The sequence below is a fragment of the Longimicrobiales bacterium genome (assembly GCA_029245345.1).
In the GTDB taxonomy this organism is placed as follows: domain Bacteria; phylum Gemmatimonadota; class Gemmatimonadetes; order Longimicrobiales; family Gaopeijiaceae; genus CALFPJ01.
On the sequence record JAQWPM010000022.1, the window covers coordinates 109,273 to 129,291 of the forward strand.

Below are 20,019 nucleotides of genomic sequence, written 5' to 3' on the forward strand. Positions count from 1 at the left end.
CCCGCTCGGCGGAGATCATCCTCCGACGTCTATTCATCATCTCCGTACGATGTACATCATAGACTGGTGAGCTTTCCCTTCAACTCAATGCGCTTCGATCGATGGAGCGAGATGTTCACCTAGGTCGCATACGAAACGATGCCAGAGTCCGAGGCAGACGTCGTCGTCAGGAGAGCGCTCCGCATGCGGGTCGTTCTCGAGCGCCACCTCCCCATCGCACAGGAAGCGCACCCCAGTCCGAAGAACCGCTGTCCGAGCCGACCGAACTCGCTGGCCTGATCGAGTACCAACCGGGCCGTGTCATGACACTCTTCGCATTCGATGCGGACGAGGGTCTATCGGAGCAATCGACGCCACATGACGCAATCGTGCAGATCCGCAAAGGTGCGTTAACGGGAGAGATCACCGGGGTGTGCACAGGGGGGGCACACTGCGCCTACCGTCGGCGCCCCCCCACGCACTGATCGGGGCCGGGCGCTTTAAGATGTTGTTGACGCTGCTGAAGAACCCGGGGACGCCGACCTAATCCTTATAAGCGATCGCGTCGATTTCCACCCGGAGACCGACGTCGGGAAGGGAGGCGACCTGCACAGTCGTCCTCGCCGGTCGGTGATCCCCGAAGACCTCAACATAGACCGCATTCATCTTCTCGAAGTCCCTCAGATCGACCAAGAAAACGCCGCACCGCAGCACCCTGGAGAGGTCCGATCCTGCGGCTTCCAGGATCGCCTTGATGTTCTCGAAGACCTGGCGCGTCTGCGCCTCAACGTCAGCACCCGCCAGCTTGCCGGTGGAGGGATCCGTGGCCCCCTGCCCCGACACGATGACGAGCCGGTCAAAAATCATGCCTGGTGAGTACGGCCCAATCGGGTCGGGGAGGCCCGTAGCCTGAACGGATCTATGCGCACTGTCACTCATTTAAACGCCTTCGTAAGGATTGATGGGGGGGAGAAACTTCGTGGCGGCCAAGAAGACGAAAGGATATGCGACCAGCTGCCCGACAATGAACCACACAGGGTAGGGGAAGGCGACCCAGTTGCTGACACTCCCGGCTACGGCCAACAGGACCATTCCGGCTGGGAACCACTTCTTCTTCGAATCGGCGATTCTACCCGCCGTTAGAGCCCCGAGAAAAGCACCTAGAATCTCGGAACCCCAAGCCAGTGCCCAGGCGGCGAATGGCATTGTCGCAAGATGTGCCGTGAAGGCGGCCTGGTCGTCGGGATTCATGGGGTCAACGCCCGGTGGAAGCGGATGGATCAGACCCCCTGCCCACCGCAGCGCAAATACCACGACACCCAAGACAGCGACGCCGGCAACGACAGCTCCGATCTTCCGGCCCATTTCAACCCCCGGTTCTGTTCACACTTGTCGGGCCAAAGGGCCCTGAGTTACGCTCCACAAATAGCTCGGACACCCCGGGTCCAGCCAGTGCCACCATTGCATCGAACTGAAGAAGACAACGTTGAGCCTTCCGATCCTCGCACTTCTCGCCTTTCTAAGCGCCACGCCAACGGCGGCGACTTCCGCTCAGCCCGCTTTCTGCGGGGCTATCGGACCGGAATACTACGCGATCGAACTCTTCACAACGCGTAACATTCCGGGCACCGGACTCGCCAAAGGAATGGTGGAGGTGACGGTCGCCTCTTCATCGCCTTTTTCGGTCCAGCTCGATGCAAACGGTCGCTATCAGTACAACCTAGGGGTGACCATCCGACGCATGCGCGCTCCGCGGTACGGACACCTTGTGGCATGGGTCACCACGCCTGACCTCGATGAAATCTCTCGACTAGGGACCCTCGACCAGAACTTCCAGGTGCCTGGCTCCGTCGCTTGGAACCAGTTCATCGTGGTGATCACCCTCGAAGAGGCGGATGACCCAGAGGCCCCAATGTGGTCGGGGCCGGTCGTCTTCCGCGGCCTGTCTCGCAGTGGCATGATGCACACGATGGCAGGACACGGTGCGCTGCAGCAGGAAAACTGCGCTTCATACGGCTACGGGAACTAGCTCGCTCTAATATCCCATCAAATTGCGCAGGAACCCCACCCGGTCGGCTGGCCCAGTGAAGATGTGATCCGGAAAACCCCGACGGTCGAGCACCTCACGATAGATGTCGCCGGCCACGTACTCGTTGAGCCCGAGCCCCGCCAGATACATCAATCGCAGATTGCGATCGCGGTTCAATTCGGCGTCGGCCAACCAATCCGCTAGGTCGTACGCGTCGGCGGCATATGTGGTGAGTAGATCCATAGCACGCGGAAAGCCCGTCTGTGCCAGAGACATCGCCACAGAAGAATGATCGGGCGACATCAGCCGGTCCACGTAGTCCACCACGTTGATCTCGAGACCACCCTTCCGAGCAGCCATCACCACGTCGTAGCCTGCGCCTTCGTAGGTATTTCCCCAAACAGTCCCGTCTGGGAAAGCCTCGAAAAAGGTCGCCATTTCACTCTTCACAGCTGGCTCCGTGCTCTCGTAGAGCGGCACCCACTGCGTGACCACACCACCATCGTTCAACCTGTCCTGGACGAGTGAGAAGTACTCTGCGCTGTACAGGGCAGCCGCACCCTTCATCCACGGATGAATGGGATCGGACGTGATGAGGTCGAACTTCTCGTCGGTGGTGAGTAAGAAATGCCGGGCGTCGTCGTGGATGACCTCCACGCGAGGATCGGAGAGCACGTCGTTGTTGGCCTCAGAGAAGTACTGCGATGACACATCCGTGATGAGCGGTTCGATTTCACAAATCACGATTCGTTCGATGCCGGGGTGCGCGACAAACGTTCCCGCCGTCACGCCTGCCCCGAAGCCCACGATGAGCACGGTCTTGGGGTCGTCGTGCAGCATGGCCGTCAAGTGTCCGAGCATCCCCTGGAGGCGCATATCCTGTGGTTCTGTAGAAGCCACGACCTTTCCGCCCACATGGAAATTCCGCAGTCCGTTGCTAAGTTCGGTGACCGCGATCGAGGAATTGCGTCCTTCTCCCATATAGAGCGTGTTAGGCGGGTCGTACGTGGGAGCATAACGACCGTACGCGACGAGCACCGGTGGAATCTGGGTGACCCCAGTGAGGAGTAAGAACGCGACGATCACCCCTGCCCCGAGCCAAACAGGCCCAGTCTTCTTCTTGAGCACGAGCGGCATGAAGAGCGTCACCGCCGCCACAGCTGCAAACCCGATCAGGACGCGTTGGGCGTTCTGCGAACCCAACCACGGCACTACCACAACACTGAAGGCCAGCGCCCCGACAATCGCCCCGATGGTGTTGGCGGCATAAACGCCGCCCATCAAAGCGCCTGGATCTTGGTCTTTCTCCGCGATGGCCGAGACAGCTAGCGGAAAACTCGCGCCCCAAAAGAAGGGCGCCGGAGCAAGCGCCCATAACGTCCGCGCCAGATCGAGTTGGAAAACGAAGCTCGCCTCGCTCGCGATGGACGGGTTGATGGGCCAGAACGGCAGCTGTTGAGAGATCGCATGAGCGGTCCACGCGATGCCCACGAGGGCCCCGACCTGACAGAACGCGAAGGCCGTTCGTGCGTTCGGCGTCGAGCGCGCCACGTAGGACCCAAGCGCGCTCCCTGCACCCAACGCGGCCAGGAAGACCGCGAGGATGATGGAGAACGTGTACGTCGTGGCGCCTAGTGTGAGCGCCATTAGGCGGGTCCACACGACCTCAGAGCCGAGCGCGGTGAAACCCGAGAGCCCAATCGCGACGAGTACGGCGCGATGGCGCGGCACAAAGACGGAGGAGCCCTCGGGCTCTGGGCTCCCAGCCCCTTCCTTCTCCGCGCTTCGCTCACGGGACGGGGGCGAATAAGGCACCACGCGAGACAGCCCATACGCGAGTCCGGCTACCGCCAAGTTCAATCCAAAAGCGACGGCCGTCGCAAACACGATGTCGTGCACCCGCAACAGATAGAAGCCGGCCAAGAGGCACCCGGCCACAGCGCCCGCGATGTTGCCTCCGTAGAAGAAACCCATCCACGACACGCCAGTGGGCGTGGCGCTCACGTACCGCGAGATCGCAGGCAGCGTCGCGCCCATGAAGAGCGTAGGTGGAATCAGGAGGAGGCCCGCCAGTAGCCCGCGGAAAAGCACCGACCCGAAGCCGCTTGGTACGACAGCGACGTATCCGCTGCCCACCAGCGGTATGAGCACGAGCAGCAACAGTCCGAACGCACCGATCGCGAGCTCGAGCGCCGCATACACCTTCAACGGATGGCGATCCTCCGGCACATAACGCGACAAGAGCAAGCTGCCCAAGAACATGCCACCCATAAACGCGCCCAGTAGCACGCCGAGCGACACACCCGTCGAGCCAATGACGAGCTGGAGCATTTGGAACCAAACGATCTCATAGACGAGCGCGGCACAGCCACTCCCCACGAAGAGCAGAAGCATGACCGGAAGAAACGGTCGCTCCCCGGTGTCCATGTCGGTCCCTTTGGCGTCCCTGTCTCTCATCCCGATCCTTGTGCCTCGTAAGCGCTTGCCCGTGCCCGCCCCGCTCAACCAACTTCTCGGTCCCTACATGACACCGGAGGACCCGATCTCGATGAACTGGCGCGCAACAATGTGGCTCCTCGCTCTGCTGATCGCGACCGTGCCCGCCCCAATTGCAGCGCAGCACGACATGCGCGGCATGACCATGGATGGCGGTTGGCGAATGGTCCCCATGGACCCGAATATGCCCATGCTGCCGGGGCTCGAAAACGCGGTGCCAATCGTAGGGCCGTTCATGCCGGGAATGGGCATGGACCCTGCAATGCTCCCAGAGGCCCGGCCCTCCGAGTTGGTCCCGATGGCGAGCGGAGACACACTCGACATCTCCGTATCCATGGTCCGCCGCACCCTCAATGGTCACGAGATGATCATGTTCGGCTACAACGGACAGTATCCCGGTCCGTTAATCCAGGCGGAGAAGGACGCCACGATCATCGTCCGTGTCACCAATGAGATCGAGATGCCCACGACGATCCACTGGCACGGCATCCGAATCGACAACCGCTTCGATGGCGTGCCCGGGGTGACACAATCCGCGATCGAACGTGGCGAGAGCTTCACCTACGAGGTGCACGTCCCCGACGCAGGCATGTTCTGGTACCACCCGCACGTGCGTGAAGACGTCCAGCAGGACCTAGGGCTCTTCGGAAACCTACTCGTCACATCGCCCGATCCTGACTACTACGGACCCGCGCACCGCGAGGAAGTCTTCGTCCTCGACGACATGCTCATGGACGACCAGGGCGCGATCCCGTGGGGAGACAGCGCACCCACGCACGCGCTCATGGGGCGCTTCGGCAACGTCATGATGGTGAACGGTGAGACGGACTACCGCCTCGATGCGAAGAAGGGCGAGGTGGTCCGCTTCTACCTGACCAACGTGGCCAACACTCGCACCTTCAACGTCACCTTCGGCGGGAACCCGGTGAAGATCGTCGCCTCAGATGTGGGTCGGTACGAGCGCGAGCAATGGATTCCTTCTGTCGTGATCGCTCCGGCAGAGCGGTACGTCGTCGATGTTCGCTTCGACGATCCAGGCGAAGTCGCGATCTCGAACACGATCCAAGCGATCGACCACTTCCGCGGGACCTTCTACCCGCATGTCGACACTCTCTCCATCGTCACCGTTTCGGACGAAGCTGCGGATCCCGCGATCTCTGAGGCGTTCGAAGAGCTCCGCGAGCACGATGATGTCGTGGCGGACATCGATCGATTTCGGCAGTACTTCGGCCGCGCTCCCGACCACGAATTGGAGACGACAGTCCGTATTCAGGACTTACCCAACTCGATCGTTATACAGATGGAATCGGATACGCTCTTCTTTCCGCCCATTGAATGGAACGACGGCATGCCGATGATGAATTGGCTGTCGACTGGCGAGCAGGTGACCTGGATTCTGAAGGACCGAAAGACCGGAGCGGAAAACGGAGACATCCACTGGAACTTCAGCGTCGGGGACGTCGTGAAGATCAGGGTCTTCAACACGCCCGATTCGTTTCACCCAATGAACCACCCCATCCACATCCACGGTCAGCGCTTCCTCGTCCTGAACAAGGATGGTGTGGAGAGTGACAACCTGGTGTGGAAAGACACGGCGATCGTGCCAGTGGGGTCGACCATGGACTTCCTGGTCGAGATGTCGAACCCGGGCGAATGGATGGTGCACTGCCACATCGCCGAGCACTTGCACGCCGGAATGATGTTCAGCTTCACCGTCGAAGCATCATGACCGAGATCGTGACCCACCGCCCATGACGAGCACCAAGGTGAAGTTCGCGATCGGAATCGTAGTCACGATTAGTACGGCCGCGATCATGTATTTCGGCGCCCAGCGCATCCTTGAGCAACAGCGGCTACGGCAGGAAATCACCAGGCTACGGGACGGCATCTATCGCTCCCGAGTCGCAGCCGACCGGTGCCGGCGCTCGGTGGCGAGTGGCGAGGGTGAGCTGCAAGCCTTCGACGCGCGCATCGGCGAGATGCGCGCCCGTGTCGACAGCTTCGAGGCGCTAGATCCACGCGGTGTGCCCGGGTCCGAGTACGACAGCTACATGAAGCACTTCGACGCGCATAACGACTCAGTGTCGGTCTGGGAGGGTCGTGAACAACGGCTCCGTACTCAGGACGCCGCGTGTCGCGAGGTCATCGTGAAGCACAACTCCCTCGGCGACTCGCTTAAGACGATCCTGGACGGACTGGGGTCATAGGGAGCGGACTCACCTTACGGACGGACCCTCCGGATCACACAATCGCAACCGTAAGCCTGTCCTGCGCGGAGGCTTGGGAAGGCGGTCCAAAACCGAGTGCGCCAACCACGACAGACAAGAGTGTCCACCGCACCGGACGGTGAGAGCGGTCGGCCCGAGACCGTCGGGAGCGAGTGGTCTCGTACGTTCTGTTCACCGTGACACCGGGGCCGCCCCTTCGACGGCCCCCGCAGGGTCACGCGCTGCCAATTCCGCCGCAAACGCTTCGATTTGCGCGCGCTCCTCGTCCGATCCGGCCCGATCCCGGGCGGCGTCCAGCGCCTCCATCGCCGCGATCGCGTCCCCGGCCAGCGTCTCCAACTCCGCGAGGGCGGTCCACTGCTGCCAGACATCCTCCCCTCGTGCGATAAGCTCACGCCGCTCGGCCGCTGCCTCGTCCCACCGCTCCAGCTGAGTCAGAGCACCGGCGCGGAGATGGTGGCTAACAACATTCTCCGGCTGAAGTCGGACAGCGACACGCAACGCGTTCTCCGCGTTTTCCCAGTCGGCCATTCGGGAATAGACGACGCCGAGGAGCGCAGGAGCTGTGCCGAAATCAGGGGCCTCGGCACGAACCTGTTCCAGCAACCTCGCAGCCCCCGTCAGGTTACCGCCCCCCATGAGCTTACGCGCAATCTGCGTGGTGAGGCCGTAGTGGGCACCGAGGTTCGAGATCGCCTCCCGGTACGCTCGTAACGCTTCCTTCTGCTTGCCCTGCGCCATGTAGATGTCGCCCATCAGCCACTGCGAACGCCCGGAGTGGGGATACTCGGCAATGAGCGTCTCGAACATCGTGCCGTCGTCCTTCCACGTCGGCGTACGCGTCCAGGATCTGAAGCCCATGAGGATGACGACGGCACTAATCGCGACTAGGCCCACTTCACGCCGCCGCCGCACGAGCATAACCAAGAGCCACGCGAGCCCAGCAGCCGCTCCCACGGAGGGCAGGTATAGGGTCCGCTCCGCGAGCAGAACACCAGAAAGGAAGACCACGTTGGCCACGGGCGACACGGCAATGAGAAACCACACGACACCGAACCCGACGAGGCGGCCTGACTCCGACTTTGGGTTCAGGTCCTGCTGTCGCCAAAAGACCAACGCACCACCCAGCAGAGCTAACGCCAGGACGGCCCCGGCTGTGTTGAGCGCATGCCAAGAGATCGAAATCGGAATCACCGATGGCGAATAGTCCGACGCCAGGTCCAGCGGGAAGACCATCAAACGGACGTAGTGGCTCCATACCTCGGACAACGTCCAGATCCTCGGGATCTCACGGAGCAGTCCACCCCCGAGCGCAGCCTCGGGACTCGCGATCGAGCCGAGAATGGAAGCGCGAGCGGTGAGCATGACAGCTGCCACTGCGGCCAGCGCCGCGTAGCTCCTCCAGCTTTCCCGGAGATAACGAGGCACGTCTCCGAACCCGATGCGGTGCCTTGCCGCATCCGACAGAAGCACCAGAGCCGGTAAGGTCACCGCGCTCTCTTTGGACCCGAAAGCGAGGGCATAGAGTCCCCCAACTGCCAGCGCACGACGCCAGGTACTCGGTCCGCTCAGGTAGACGAGTAGTGAAAGCAGCACAAAGAGGGTCGCCATCACCTCGGCTCCGCCGACCACGTTCGCCACAGCCTCCACGTGAACGGGATGTACCGCGAACAGAAGGCCCGCCGTCAGGGCGATCGGAACGGTCGCCAATTGGCCTATTACTAGGACGACGAGGGCGGCCACTACCGCGTGCCCGGCAACGTTTACGGCGTGGTACAGAAGTGGGTTCTCCCCTGCGATGGCATACTCCAACCCGAGAACCAGCGTCGTTGTAGGCCTCCACAACCCGAGCTGCACTTCTTCATCGTGCCCATGCCAATAAGGCTTGAAGACCGCACCCGGGAGCGTCTCCAGGCTCTGGAGATCCGTATTCTCCAGAATGATATGCGCGTCGTCGTACGCGAAGCCGTTCCCGAGGGAATTCGCGTAGACAGCCAGGGCGAGGAGGCCGGCAACGAGTGCTGCTTTGCGCACATCGCTCAGAAGAGATGTCATGACCACAACATACAGCGCCAACTCCAAATGCGACGCTTGCTCCTTGCTGTGAACCCGACAACCTTCCGGCCTTCACACCATGGCATTCTCACCGGAGTCGTTCGTTTCATGTCGCTACTCAAGTACGTCCGCCCCATGGGCATCTACGAAACCCTATACGCCTTCTTGGAGGCGTTCGGCACGTACATGGGCGAGCCCGGCACCCACCCGTGGAGCCAGGGGTTTCCACGCACGGTGCAACTCCCCGGCGGCCCACCCATGCCGACCTCTGTGGACATCGACTCCACACACCTCATGTACCCTAAGGCGTGGGGACTCCCTGCACTGCGTGAGGCGATTTCCGGATACTACAACCACGCGTATGGGTGCGACCTTGATCCGGAGAACGTCATCGTCTTCGCCGGGGGGCGCCCGGCCATCATCGCTTCGCTTCTCTTCCTCGACCCGGACATCACGGTCCGCATCGCATCCACAGAGTACACGCCTTACTACGACATGCTGGAACGGTTGGGGAAACGCTATGAACTGGTAGACAGCAACGTCGAGAACGGCTTCGCACCATCGGTCGCCGACTACATGGCAGGTGAAGGCCGGTCGATGGTCGTGCTGAGCAACCCGTGTAACCCGACCGGTATCACGCGATCTGAAGAGGATCTCGCGGCACTCGTGGCCGCCGCGGAATCTGGCGACACCGGTGTCCTGGTCGACGAGGCATACGAGTTCTTCCATGACCCGCCGGTGAGCGCACTCAAGTATGTGAAGAACATCGACGAGTCCGACCTGCTGGTGATCGGGGCCGCGACCAAAGGGCTTCAGTCGCCCGGCATTCGAATCGGCTGGCTCATCGGTTCGAAAGAGCACGTCGAGATCCTGAGCAACTTCTCCTCGTTCGGAATGGGTGGAGTCTCACACCCCTCACAGCTGTATGCACTCGAGTTGTTGGAGAAGGACCGTGTCGCCATGGCACGTCAGGCGGTGCCTGCCTTCTACAAGGAGCAGCGAGATCGTTACGGTGATGCGTTCAGCAAGCTGGGCCTGGAGCTCTTCTCAGGAGACGGGGGCTTCTACCATTGGTGCAGGCTCCCTAACGGGCTGACCGCAGCGGAGCTCAACGACCGACTCTTCCCCCTCGGTGCCGCAGTACTCATGGGCACGGACTGTGACATGGCCCGGCGCGGCGACGCGTCCCCGTTGCGGAACTTCTTCCGATTCTCGTTCGGCCCGCTGGATCCGAACGACTTCGCCGAAGACATCTCGCTCATGGAGCGCGCGCTGAAGGGCTGAAGCAGGCTAGATCGCCGAGGATTGCTACGACCCCGCTGGTTCGATCTTCCAGAACCCGATTCCGCCGGGCTGGTAGTGCAACTCTGTGGAGGCAACAATGCGCTCCTCGAGTAGATCTACTACATCGATCGTTCCGCGCGTGGCCCCTACGGCCTCATTGGTGACGAAGGCGTATCGTCCATCCGGGCTGATCACGACTCCGTGTGTTACAGGCTGGCTCGTAGCAAGCCGAGCCGTCTCCTCGCCAGACGCTACATCGTAGATTGCAACCGCCTGCTCACCCTTCAGCGTGACGACGAGCTTCGATCCGTCTGGGGTGATGTCAGCGTTGTAGGGTGCACGCCCAGCCGGCCACTTACGTAGTAGCGTCATCGACTCGGCATCGATCTCAAGCACGTCATCTCGGCCATTGCACGGCACGTAGAGGCGCGTGTCGTCCGGGGAGACGACGACCCAAGTCGGCTTGCATACACCCTCTCCGCCCATGGCGATGCCTGACATGCCGCCCATCCCACGCATTCCATCCATGCCAACCATCCCGCCGGTCTCGTCGTGCGCGATGCCCTCGTGACCGGCCGAGAGGATCATCTTCCGGGACACGCTAAGCTCCGAAATGGCGGTCTCTACCAAGCGGTCCGACATCATGCACGTCGAGTAGTGACGCATGCCGTCGTTGCTCACCCGACTCCCGTGAGGCATCACACACGTCTCGATCTGGGAGAGCTCCTGCATCACTGGCGTGAACACGGCCGACACCGAGCTCGGTATGTGATCGCCATGCAGGTTGAAGTTCACGACAAAGAGCGATGATCCGTCGGGTGTCATCGACATCGTTGCCGGAAAGAGCCCGACTACCGCCGAATCGACGAACGCATCGGTGGCGGTCTCCATTTTCCAGACTTGGCCGTACGGCTGTCCGTGCGCGATCGACACGTACCAATGCTCCCCTGACGGTGACACCGTAATGCCGTGGGCTCCGTCGAGATCCATTGGATGGAAGCCCACCTCGATCGCCTCGTCCTCGACAACCTCCTCCCCGTCGAAGCGCACCTTTGAAACGATGTCCGACGACTCGTTCGCGACGTAGACCCAATACGTAGGCGACTCCTGCGCCTGGGCCCACGCAGGAGATGTCCACATCACCGCGAGTGCGAGGACGAAGGCTCTCACGACACTTCGCAACTGGGAGCTGACGAGCATGACGACTGATCCCTTAGAACGAAGTCGCAACGAAACGTGACCGATGTCTAAAACGTGATGGGACGCGGCCTCGCGTGCTTGATCACCCAAAGCCCGCTGAACATGTCACTCACGAAGACGTGTCCCTTGAAAACCTGAGGCCCCCACGCCTGTGGCGAATTGGGCACCATGCCCTCCCCTTCACCGGCCGACGTGCGAAAGATGCCGATCTCGCGACCCTGCCTATACAAGTCACCGCGCAGCGTGCCGCTGACGTCGATCATCCGTAAGCCACCCTGGTAGTAGGCCACGTATAACGTCTCGTCTGCGACCCAAACGTTGTGCGCACCCGCCTCGGGCAGGTCGTACTTGGCGACCTCGACCGGGTTGTCGATGTCGCTGACATCGATGACGTGGATGTAGCCGCGCATGCCGTCTGCTGTCCCGATCTCATCCCCGAGGAAGACGTAGTCCCGATCCCGCCACGCGACGTGCGTGTTCCCCGCTGGATACGCGATGCTGGACACGAAGGCCGGCTCGGTTGCTGTCCCACCGTGTGTCCCAGCGCCTACATCCAGAATCACCAGTCCGTCGTCCCAATAGGACAGGTAGGCATAGCCGTCCTCAGCCCACACATCGTGGAGCGACTTGTCCGTATCACCCGGCCGGAGTTCCCAGCGACCCGCGAGCGACGGATTCGCAGGATCACTCATGTCGATGATGTTCATCGCGCTGGTGCCGTCGTTCACGGCGTACACGACGTCACCCATGATCCACACGTTGTGGATTCCGGCGGTCAGGCTATCGGTCAACTCAGCCATGACAGTCGGGTGCGCCGGATCTTCGAGATCCAGCACGACGATTCCATTGCGACGCGTGCTCGCGCCCTCGCGTGTGATGATGGCCCATGAAGCATCGTCGCTCACCTTCACATCGTTCACGACGCGTGCGTTCACGACGACGGAGTCGGTCAGAGTCGGATTGGCGGGATCCGTCACGTCCCACGCGAACATCCGCTCACCGCCACCCATGGCGTGTGTGCCCGTGTACGCGTAGTCGCGCCCATTCACGCCTTCAAAGACCCACAAGTCGCTCGTCGCCACCTGCGAAACAGGGGCGTGTGAAATCAACTCCACAGGGACCGCAGCCTCGCGTTCCACGACTTCCACGACCGCGATGGCGGTCGCGGTACCCGTCGTGGCCAGGACCCTGTACGCGCCCGGATTCTCCGCCACGAACGTCCCATCCGCGTAGACGAAGCCAGCACCTCCATCCAACCCGATAACGGCCAGGTCCATCGCGATGTCCGTCACCGCGTTGCCCCCAGCATCCAGTGCCACGATGTCGAAGTCGACGACGTCTCCGGTTCGTGCTCGCGCCGAAGCAGGCTCCATCGTGACGCTCCGAACGGGGTTCTCCATGACCGTCAGCAACGTCGAGGCAGACACCCCGTTCTCACTCATTCCGGTGAGGGTCACGCTTCCGCCAGACCGACCCGTGAGGACACCCCCCTCAGTCAGCGTCGCCACGGATGCGTCGGACGATGACCATGAGATCGAAGCGGAGGCATGCTCCGTGCCTTCGGTCGTGAGAACCCGGCCAGACATCTGCTGAGACGTCCCGGCATACACCGCATACTCGAGATCGCCGACCTCGAGATCTGAAGCCGGATAGTCCAACACGATTGCGGGCAGCGTCCCGATCTGCCGGACGCCCGAGACGCCCATCATGGAGCCCTCGGCCTCCGGCACCATCACCACGCCCATCAAAGAGCCCTCCGAAGGCTGCTCTCCAGACAGTTCGATCGTCGGACCTGCGATCGTCGAGAACCTCGGCTGAACGCCTACCTGCGCGAAGACGACCGCGACGGCGCCTTCCACCTGATTTCCATCGGCGTCGAGCAGCTGCACTGCGAGCGTGGCTGTCTCACCACGTTGCACCGTCAATTGTTCAGTACCGAAGCGGATTTCCGTGACGCGGCTGCCAGCGGCCCGCTGTTCCGGCGACGCAGGCGGGAACTGAGCGGCGACGTCCGCCGCGGCGGCGAATACGAGAGTCGCAGCCACAAGGAGGGAGGGGATGAAACGGCGCATGACGGGGACTCCACGACAAAGAACATGATCTCGGACGCCACGCGCCCGGGCAGCAATACTACCTGCCAGCATATCGACCCGGAAAGTCCGAACACACAGAAGCCCCGCCGGGACGAATCCGGACGGGGCTTCCGCTGTTGAACTCCGGCGTCTTCTGCCGGCGCCTACACTACTGCCAGATCGGAGCCGTGTCGGCTCGGCCCACCGTGAAGGTGTGCGAGAACTCCTCGCCATCGACCTTCAACGTCACCGTATACGTGCCGGGCTCGACCAGACCGTTCTGCTCGCTGCGGCCCGGGAAGAGCCCACCACCGCCACGACCGCGACGCCCTCGCCCTGCAGGCTGCGGGCGCACCGCATTCTGGATGCGTTGCTGCAGCGTGCCCCCGCCGGCCGGCGTCGCCCCAAAGCCGCGACCGCCACCACCACCGGCCTGCGCGCGACCTTCCGCGGGGCGATCCTGCCAAGCACCGCCTCCACCGCCTCCACCACGGCCACCGAAGTTGAAGCCCCCGCCACCTGCGTTGCGCAGGTTTTCAACCGCTTCAGCCACGTCCTCTTCTTCCTCGCCCTCTTCGAGCAACGAATCGACCACCACCGAGAGGCGCGCTTCGACCGCAATCGAGTCACGCATCTCAGACGGTGACAGCGGAAGCCGCGTCGAAGCCGCGTTCATGTTCCACACGGCCCTGTGGAGACCCTTCGAGCTCTGACCGTTGATCGTCGTCAGTTCTTCGCCGCTCGAGTCGGTGATCACCAACTCGGCATTCTCGTTCGAGTCCTCTCCGAGCCAGTACCTGAACTCGGCCCCGCTACCAGGGTTCGACATGGAGAAGTACGCCTGAGCGGTGAACTCACCACCCGTCCGACGTCCACCGAATTGGTAGGCCGGAGCAGGCTCGAACAGGTGCGCCGCAGAAGCCACCACACCGGCCGAGAGCTGCTGCAGCGGCTCGATGTCCACGATCCAGATCGACCGACCATGCGTACCTGCGATCAGTTCTGAATCACGCGGATGGACCTGCAAATCGTGCACGGGCACAGTCGGCAGCCCGTTTGCAAAGCTCTGCCACGAGTCGCCGCGATCCAGTGACACGTATGCGCCCACGTCCGTCCCCACGAAGAGCAGATTCGGGTTCACATGATCCTCACGGACCACATGAGCGAAATCAGGCTTGCCGGTCGGCAGGTCGCTCGAAATCGAGCTAAAGCTCTCCCCGTTGTTCTCGGAGACGAGCACATATGGGGTGAAGTCACCCCGACGGTGGTTGTCAAACGTCACGTAGAACCGATCGGCCACATGCTTCGATGGCTCGATACGGCTCACGTAGGAGCCGTCCGGAACCAAATCCGAGGTCGCTTCGGTGACGTCCACCCAGGACCCACCATCGTCTGATGAAACCCAGAGGTTCCCGTCGTCCGTACCGGCATACAGCTGACCGGCTCGGACTGGCGACTCATTCAGCGATGTGACCGTCGCGAACGTCTCTGCGCCTGTCGCATCCGGCGTGATACCACCCGTTGTCGTCGTGCTGATGCGGATCTTCTCCGCATCGCCCCGCGACATGTCCGGAGAGATCACCTCAAAGTCATCGCCCTGGTTCATCGACTTCATGACCCGGTTGCCGGCCGCATAAACCACATCCGGATTGTGCGGCGACAGGAAGAACGGAGTGTTCCAGTTGTAGCGGATCTGCATGCTGGTGGAATCCGCAGTGGCCATCTCAGTCAGCTCTGCGATCCGAGTCGAGTGCTGAGACGGCATGGGCTGCGTCGAGTCCGGCCATAGCTCTGCGATCTGGTCCTGAATCTCACGATATGAGTCGCGCCAGTTCGGACGACCGAACGACACGCGCTCACCGGTCGCCAGGTTGGAGCGACCCATGTTCCCACCCTGGGACTCCGAGTACACGATGTCCGGGTTCCGCGGATCCTGCTGCGTCACGAATCCGTCGCCACCACTCACCTGGAACCAGTCATGGTTCGTGATGCCGCCCTGAGCCTTCCGGCTCGGGCCACACCAGGAGTAGTTGTCCTGGAGTCCGCCGCACACGGTGTACGGCGTCTCCATGCCGTAGCTGATGTTGTAGAACTGGCCCTGAGCAATGTTGTTCGGGAACCAGTAGTTGCCGCCCTTGTCGAAGGAGACCCCGATGCCACCGTCGTTTCCGACGACGAAGCGTTCCGGGTCGTTCGGATCGATCCACATCGCGTGGAAGTCGACGTGGACCTGCTGCGCCGCAGCACCCGCGGTCCGTCCGCCGTCGTCCGAATAGCGGAACGACGAAAAGTAGACGCGGTCCGGGTTCATCGGGTCGACCCACACACCCGAGTAGTAGAAGGGCCGTGAGTTGTAGCTGTTCACCTTCTCCCAGGTATCGCCCTCGTCGTCCGAGCGATAAAGGCCGTTCTGGTTCGCATCCTCAGACCCTTCTTCGGGTGCGGCCTCGACCATCATGTACATCACGCGCGGGTAGCTGGGCGCGAACGCCACCATGAGCCGACCCTTGTCGGTGGTCGGGATGCCTTCGGCTTCGTGGCGCTCCCAGGTGTCTCCACCGTCGGTGCTCTTCCACAGCGCACTGCCCGGTCCACCGGACTGCAGGTAGTACGGTCCACGAACACGCTCCCAACTGGTCGCGAAGAGTACGTCGGGGTTCCGGGGGTGAATCGCGATGTCGACAAAGCCGGCACGTTCGCTGACCGACGCAACCTGCGTCCACGTGTCACCACCGTCCGACGTCTTGTAGAGGCCGCGACCGCCACCCTCACGCCACAACGGTCCGAGCCCCGCCACCCATACGACGTCCGGGTTGGTCGGGTGCACCAGGATCTTCCCAATGTGCTCGGTGTCTTCCAGGCCTTTCAGCTCCCAAGTCAGTCCAGCGTCCATGGATTTGTAAATCCCACCACCCGGTGAGATCGAGTTCCGTGAGTCTTCCTCACCGGTTCCCGCCCAGATCTGGTTCACGTCGCTCGGCGCGATCGCGAGATCGCCCATGGCCGTGACTCGCTCGTCCTGAAAGAGCGGCCGGAACGTGATCCCGTTGTTGGTCGTCTTCCAGATACCACCCGCCGCCTGAGCGACGTAGAAGGTCTTGGAAGGACCCGGGAGGCCTTCGATGTCCGTGACTCGGCCGGCCATATTGGCCGGGCCGACCGATCGCCACTCAAATCCTTCGAGCAGTGTCTCGTCGAGCGTCAGTTCCTGGGCAAACGTAGGCGCCGCCGTCAGAAGTGTCGCCACGGTGAGAAGAAAGAAACGTCGGAGCGTCATGGTGCTATCTCGCAGTGGGGTTGGGATGCGCCGCGGCGCATGGTCGTTACCGCATGGGTCTGTACATCAAAGACGTCCGCGGGGATCTGATTGTTGAGGAATCGCGCCGTATACGCCAGGGTGTGGATCTCGACGCTCGGAGACTCCCGATGGGTCTATCCCGGGTCAACCGCCCGGTACGCCTCGATCACCGCAATCTCGCCCGCCGCCTCAGGCTGCGAATTCCCATGCTCCATGCCGAGAATTCCGTCGAAGCCCTTCGCCTTGATGTGCCGGAAGACGTTGAGGTAGTTGATCTCGCCCGTGGTCGGCTCTTTCCGCCCCGGATTATCACCAATCTGGAAGTACGCGATCTCGTCCCATGCAGCGTCGATGTTCGGGATGAGATTCCCTTCGGTGATCTGCTGGTGATACAGGTCATCGAGGATCTTGCACGACGGGCTATCCACGGCCTTACAGATCTGGAACGCCTGCGGGATACCCTTCAGGAACAAGCCCGGGTGGTTCCGCGGATTCAGCGGCTCTAGGACCATGATGATGTCGTGCGGTTCCAAAATCGCTGAAGCCTGCTTGAGCGTCTCCACCACATTGGCCGTCTGATAGTCTGGATGGAGACGCAGGTCGACATGACCCGGCACCACGGTCATCCACTTCGCGTTGGATCGCTTGGCTACCTCGACGGAGGCTCTGATCTCTTCTAAGAACTCGGCACGCTTGTCGGCATTCCCGGAAGCCATGTTCGGTTCAGTCCAATGAATGGTGTGCGCCACGAAAACACCCATGCGCATGCCCAGTCGGCTCATCTCGGTGGCGATCTGTTCCTGCTCCGCTACAGGACGGTTCCGCATCTCATTGTCTTCGAGCGACCGGAAACCTTGATCTGCCATGAAGCGGAGCTCGCCCATGAGGTCACCACCACCGTGATGCCGGAACATCCCGAAATGGGGTGCAAAATCGACGCTGAAGGGTTCGCGAATGGAAGCCGAACTCGGAGCGTCCAAGGACTCGGCAGCAATCGCCTCAGCTCCAGTCGCTGCCAAAGCGCTAGCCGCCACGGTCGTCCGTACAAAGTCACGTCGTTTCATCGATGCGTTCCTTGAGATTCAAGCCTACGGGCACCCTCGACACTCGCTAGGAGGTCAGCGCCGTCTTCGGGATCCATAATAGAGAGGGCCGACGCCAGAACGTCGGCTGTCGTGCCGTTCGGGGCCAGCACTGTCACGGTCGGCACATCGACCACGCCCAACCCGGTCCTCGGGTCCACGATATGCGAGTACTTCACGCCATCGACCTCCAGGTACCGGAACCGATCCCCGGACGTCGCTACCGCCCCATGGGCCAGTAGCAGGACAGCACCGTTCGAGCCGCTGACACGCCATCCATCAGTACCGGGCGGAGCCGCGCCGGCTACCAAATCACCACCGGCGTCGATCAACGCCGCCTCGACACCGTAGCCAGCTAAGATGGCCAGCATCACATCGCCCGCGAACCCTTTTGCAATGCCGCCCAGGTCCAGTGACATGCCTGATCGCACTAACGCCACCCCACCCGAAGGCTCGACACGTAGGCCTTCGAAACCGACTCGGGACTTCGCTTCGTGGAGACGTGACGAATCTGGTAGCTCGCCTCGGCGCGCCGACCAACGCCACAGTTTCGTGAGTGGGCCTAGCGTAGGGTCGAACGCTCCGCCACTTCGTTCGGCCCAACGGACGGCCTCCGTCAGCAAGCTCGTCAGCTCAGGGCTCGCCACGTGCAACGCACCCGAACCGGCCCTCGCCGCGACTTCTGCGATTTCACTGTCATCGCGGTAGTCGCTGAAGAGCGAGTCGAGGCGGGCGAGTGCCGCGAAGGTCGAACGCGCGGCGGCGTCAGCAGCCTGAGCGCCTGAGGCGTAGAACACGATTCGGAACTCCGTCCCCATATGCACTTCGGAGAATTCGAACCGTTCAGGAGTCTGGGCGGCCAGCCCATCCGCCCCCAGCAGTCCGAACACAAATGCGAAAGCCGCGACCAGACTGGCCACGGCCCTCGCGCTGCTACGTGGAAGAATCACCAGATTCTCGCGCTAGTACGCCCGCGTGACTCCAGGAGTTGGAATCGCGTAGCGACCATGCGCGTCGGGCATCACCGGCGGGTTCGCGTCGAATGCATACGTAGTCGGCATGATACTGAGGTCCGAATTCAGTGCCTCTTCCCACTCGATCATCTGACCGGAATACGTCGCCATCCGACCGAAGATTGCGGTCATGGTGGCGGTCGCACCACGCTCGGCGTCGGCGTACTTGTACTCTCCCGCCGCGATGGCGGCGAAGAGCTCGTCATGCTCGACCTGATATGGGTTCGGGTCCCCCTCGGCATCGTGTTCGAACAACGTATGCCCGGAGTTCGACTTCAGCAGACCCGGCCTTGGTGCCGTTCCGTTCGTGCCGTGGAAGGCCTCCGAGACCCGCCGCATCGTGTCCGGCTGGTGCCGGCACTGACTGAGGACACGTGCACCACCTTCGTACTCCAACTCGACCATGTGATGATCGAAGATCTCGCCGTGGTCGATGCCGTTCCGGATCTGGCGACCACCCTGACCCTGGGCACGGACCGGATGTCCACCAATGACCCAGTTGGCGACGTCCAGGTTGTGGATATGCTGTTCCACGATGTGGTCGCCGCACAGCCAGTTGAAGTAGTACCAGTTGCGCATCTGGTACTCCATCTCCGTCTGGCCTTCTTTGCGTTCGCGGACCCACACACCTCCGTCATTCCAGTAGACCCGGCCGAGGACCACATCCCCGATCATGCCCGCGTGAATCCGATCCACCCATTCGGTATACACGGTCTGATAGTGGCGCTGCAGGCCCACAACCACGTTCAGCTTCTGCGCCTTGGCTTTCTCAGCCGCCGCAAGCACGGCACGGACCCCCGGCGCATCCGTCGCGACCGGCTTCTCCATGAAGATGTGTTTCCCCGCGTCTACAGCGGCGGCGAAATGAATCGGGCGGAACCCAGGCGGTGTGGCGATGAGAACGACGTCCACGAGCGGGATCAGCTTCTCATATGCATCGAACCCTGAGAAACGGTTGGCTTCGGGCACGTCGACCCGGGGACGGATGTCGATCCCGTCTCCCCAGTCATCGCGGTCACCCGTGAGCGTCTGATAGCTCCGTTCGACGTTGTCGGCGAACGCGTCTGCCATCGCGACGAGCTTCACGTCTTGGCTCGTGCTGAGCGCCTGGAACGCGGCGCCGGTGCCCCGGCCGCCACAACCAATGAGTCCGATCCGGAGAGCATCCGACGTAGGAGCCTGCGCCCGAAGCGGCGCTACACTGCTCAGCGATAGGCCGCCTACTGCCGCCGCGGTACTCGCTCTCATGAAGTCTCGCCTGTCCATCTCATCTCTCCCCCGCT

14 protein-coding genes are annotated in these 20,019 nt (G+C 62.0%); 4 read left to right on the forward strand and 10 right to left on the reverse strand.

The features are described from left to right. Positions 1-522: 522 nt before the first annotated feature. Both P8L30_14680 and P8L30_14685 read right to left on the reverse strand, forming a co-directional pair. Positions 523-918 carry a Rid family detoxifying hydrolase gene (locus P8L30_14680; protein ID MDG2241447.1) on the reverse strand — a complete coding sequence of 132 codons (396 nt, stop codon included), beginning with the start codon at positions 916-918 and terminating at the stop codon, positions 523-525. Next, positions 919-1,344, reverse strand: a complete 426-nt coding sequence (locus tag P8L30_14685) for a hypothetical protein (GenBank protein ID MDG2241448.1) — start codon at positions 1,342-1,344, stop codon at positions 919-921. Positions 1,345-1,465: 121 nt separating this feature from the next. Between P8L30_14685 and P8L30_14690 the strand changes: the two genes are divergently transcribed. Next, positions 1,466-2,008 (forward strand): hypothetical protein, encoded by a 543-nt coding sequence (locus tag P8L30_14690; GenBank protein MDG2241449.1) that lies wholly within the window; start codon positions 1,466-1,468, stop codon positions 2,006-2,008. Between the two features lie 6 nt (positions 2,009-2,014). Here the strand turns inward: P8L30_14690 and P8L30_14695 are convergent, their stop codons facing one another. Beyond that, complete coding sequence (locus P8L30_14695; protein MDG2241450.1) at positions 2,015-4,465, reverse strand: fused MFS/spermidine synthase; 2,451 nt, start codon at positions 4,463-4,465, stop codon at positions 2,015-2,017. A 10-nt stretch (positions 4,466-4,475) separates the two neighbouring features. Here P8L30_14695 and P8L30_14700 point away from each other — a divergent pair, with 10 nt between their 5' ends. Then, positions 4,476-6,233, forward strand: a complete 1,758-nt coding sequence (locus P8L30_14700) for a multicopper oxidase family protein (protein MDG2241451.1) — start codon at positions 4,476-4,478, stop codon at positions 6,231-6,233. 22 nt (positions 6,234-6,255) lie between these two features. Further along, on the forward strand, positions 6,256-6,711 hold the full coding sequence (locus P8L30_14705) for a hypothetical protein (protein ID MDG2241452.1): 456 nt from the start codon (positions 6,256-6,258) through the stop codon (positions 6,709-6,711). 192 nt (positions 6,712-6,903) lie between these two features. Here the strand turns inward: P8L30_14705 and P8L30_14710 are convergent, their stop codons facing one another. Continuing rightward, on the reverse strand, positions 6,904-8,787 hold the full coding sequence (locus P8L30_14710; GenBank protein ID MDG2241453.1) for a tetratricopeptide repeat protein: 1,884 nt from the start codon (positions 8,785-8,787) through the stop codon (positions 6,904-6,906). A gap of 108 nt (positions 8,788-8,895) precedes the next feature. Here P8L30_14710 and P8L30_14715 point away from each other — a divergent pair, with 108 nt between their 5' ends. Beyond that, entirely contained in the window at positions 8,896-10,071 is a 1,176-nt protein-coding gene (locus P8L30_14715; GenBank protein MDG2241454.1) for a pyridoxal phosphate-dependent aminotransferase, read from the forward strand. 24 nt (positions 10,072-10,095) lie between these two features. Here the strand turns inward: P8L30_14715 and P8L30_14720 are convergent, their stop codons facing one another. The 6 genes from P8L30_14720 to P8L30_14745 all read right to left on the reverse strand — a co-directional run bounded on the left by P8L30_14720 (position 10,096) and on the right by P8L30_14745 (position 19,984). Further along, the gene (locus tag P8L30_14720; GenBank protein ID MDG2241455.1) at positions 10,096-11,271 is read right to left on the reverse strand and encodes a hypothetical protein; all 1,176 of its coding nucleotides are present in this window, start codon (positions 11,269-11,271) and stop codon (positions 10,096-10,098) included. Positions 11,272-11,318: 47 nt separating this feature from the next. Beyond that, on the reverse strand, positions 11,319-13,343 hold the full coding sequence (locus P8L30_14725; GenBank protein ID MDG2241456.1) for an Ig-like domain-containing protein: 2,025 nt from the start codon (positions 13,341-13,343) through the stop codon (positions 11,319-11,321). Positions 13,344-13,512: 169 nt separating this feature from the next. Beyond that, positions 13,513-16,620: a hypothetical protein gene (locus P8L30_14730; GenBank protein MDG2241457.1), complete on the reverse strand. Its 3,108-nt coding sequence runs from the start codon at positions 16,618-16,620 to the stop codon at positions 13,513-13,515. A 155-nt stretch (positions 16,621-16,775) separates the two neighbouring features. Continuing rightward, positions 16,776-17,705 carry a TIM barrel protein gene (locus P8L30_14735; protein ID MDG2241458.1) on the reverse strand — a complete coding sequence of 310 codons (930 nt, stop codon included), beginning with the start codon at positions 17,703-17,705 and terminating at the stop codon, positions 16,776-16,778. Continuing rightward, the gene (locus P8L30_14740) at positions 17,702-18,673 is read right to left on the reverse strand and encodes an FAD:protein FMN transferase (protein ID MDG2241459.1); all 972 of its coding nucleotides are present in this window, start codon (positions 18,671-18,673) and stop codon (positions 17,702-17,704) included. Before P8L30_14740 ends, P8L30_14735 begins: the two co-directional genes overlap by 4 nt. A 12-nt stretch (positions 18,674-18,685) precedes the next feature. Next, the gene (locus tag P8L30_14745; GenBank protein ID MDG2241460.1) at positions 18,686-19,984 is read right to left on the reverse strand and encodes a Gfo/Idh/MocA family oxidoreductase; all 1,299 of its coding nucleotides are present in this window, start codon (positions 19,982-19,984) and stop codon (positions 18,686-18,688) included. Positions 19,985-20,019: the final 35 nt, after the last annotated feature.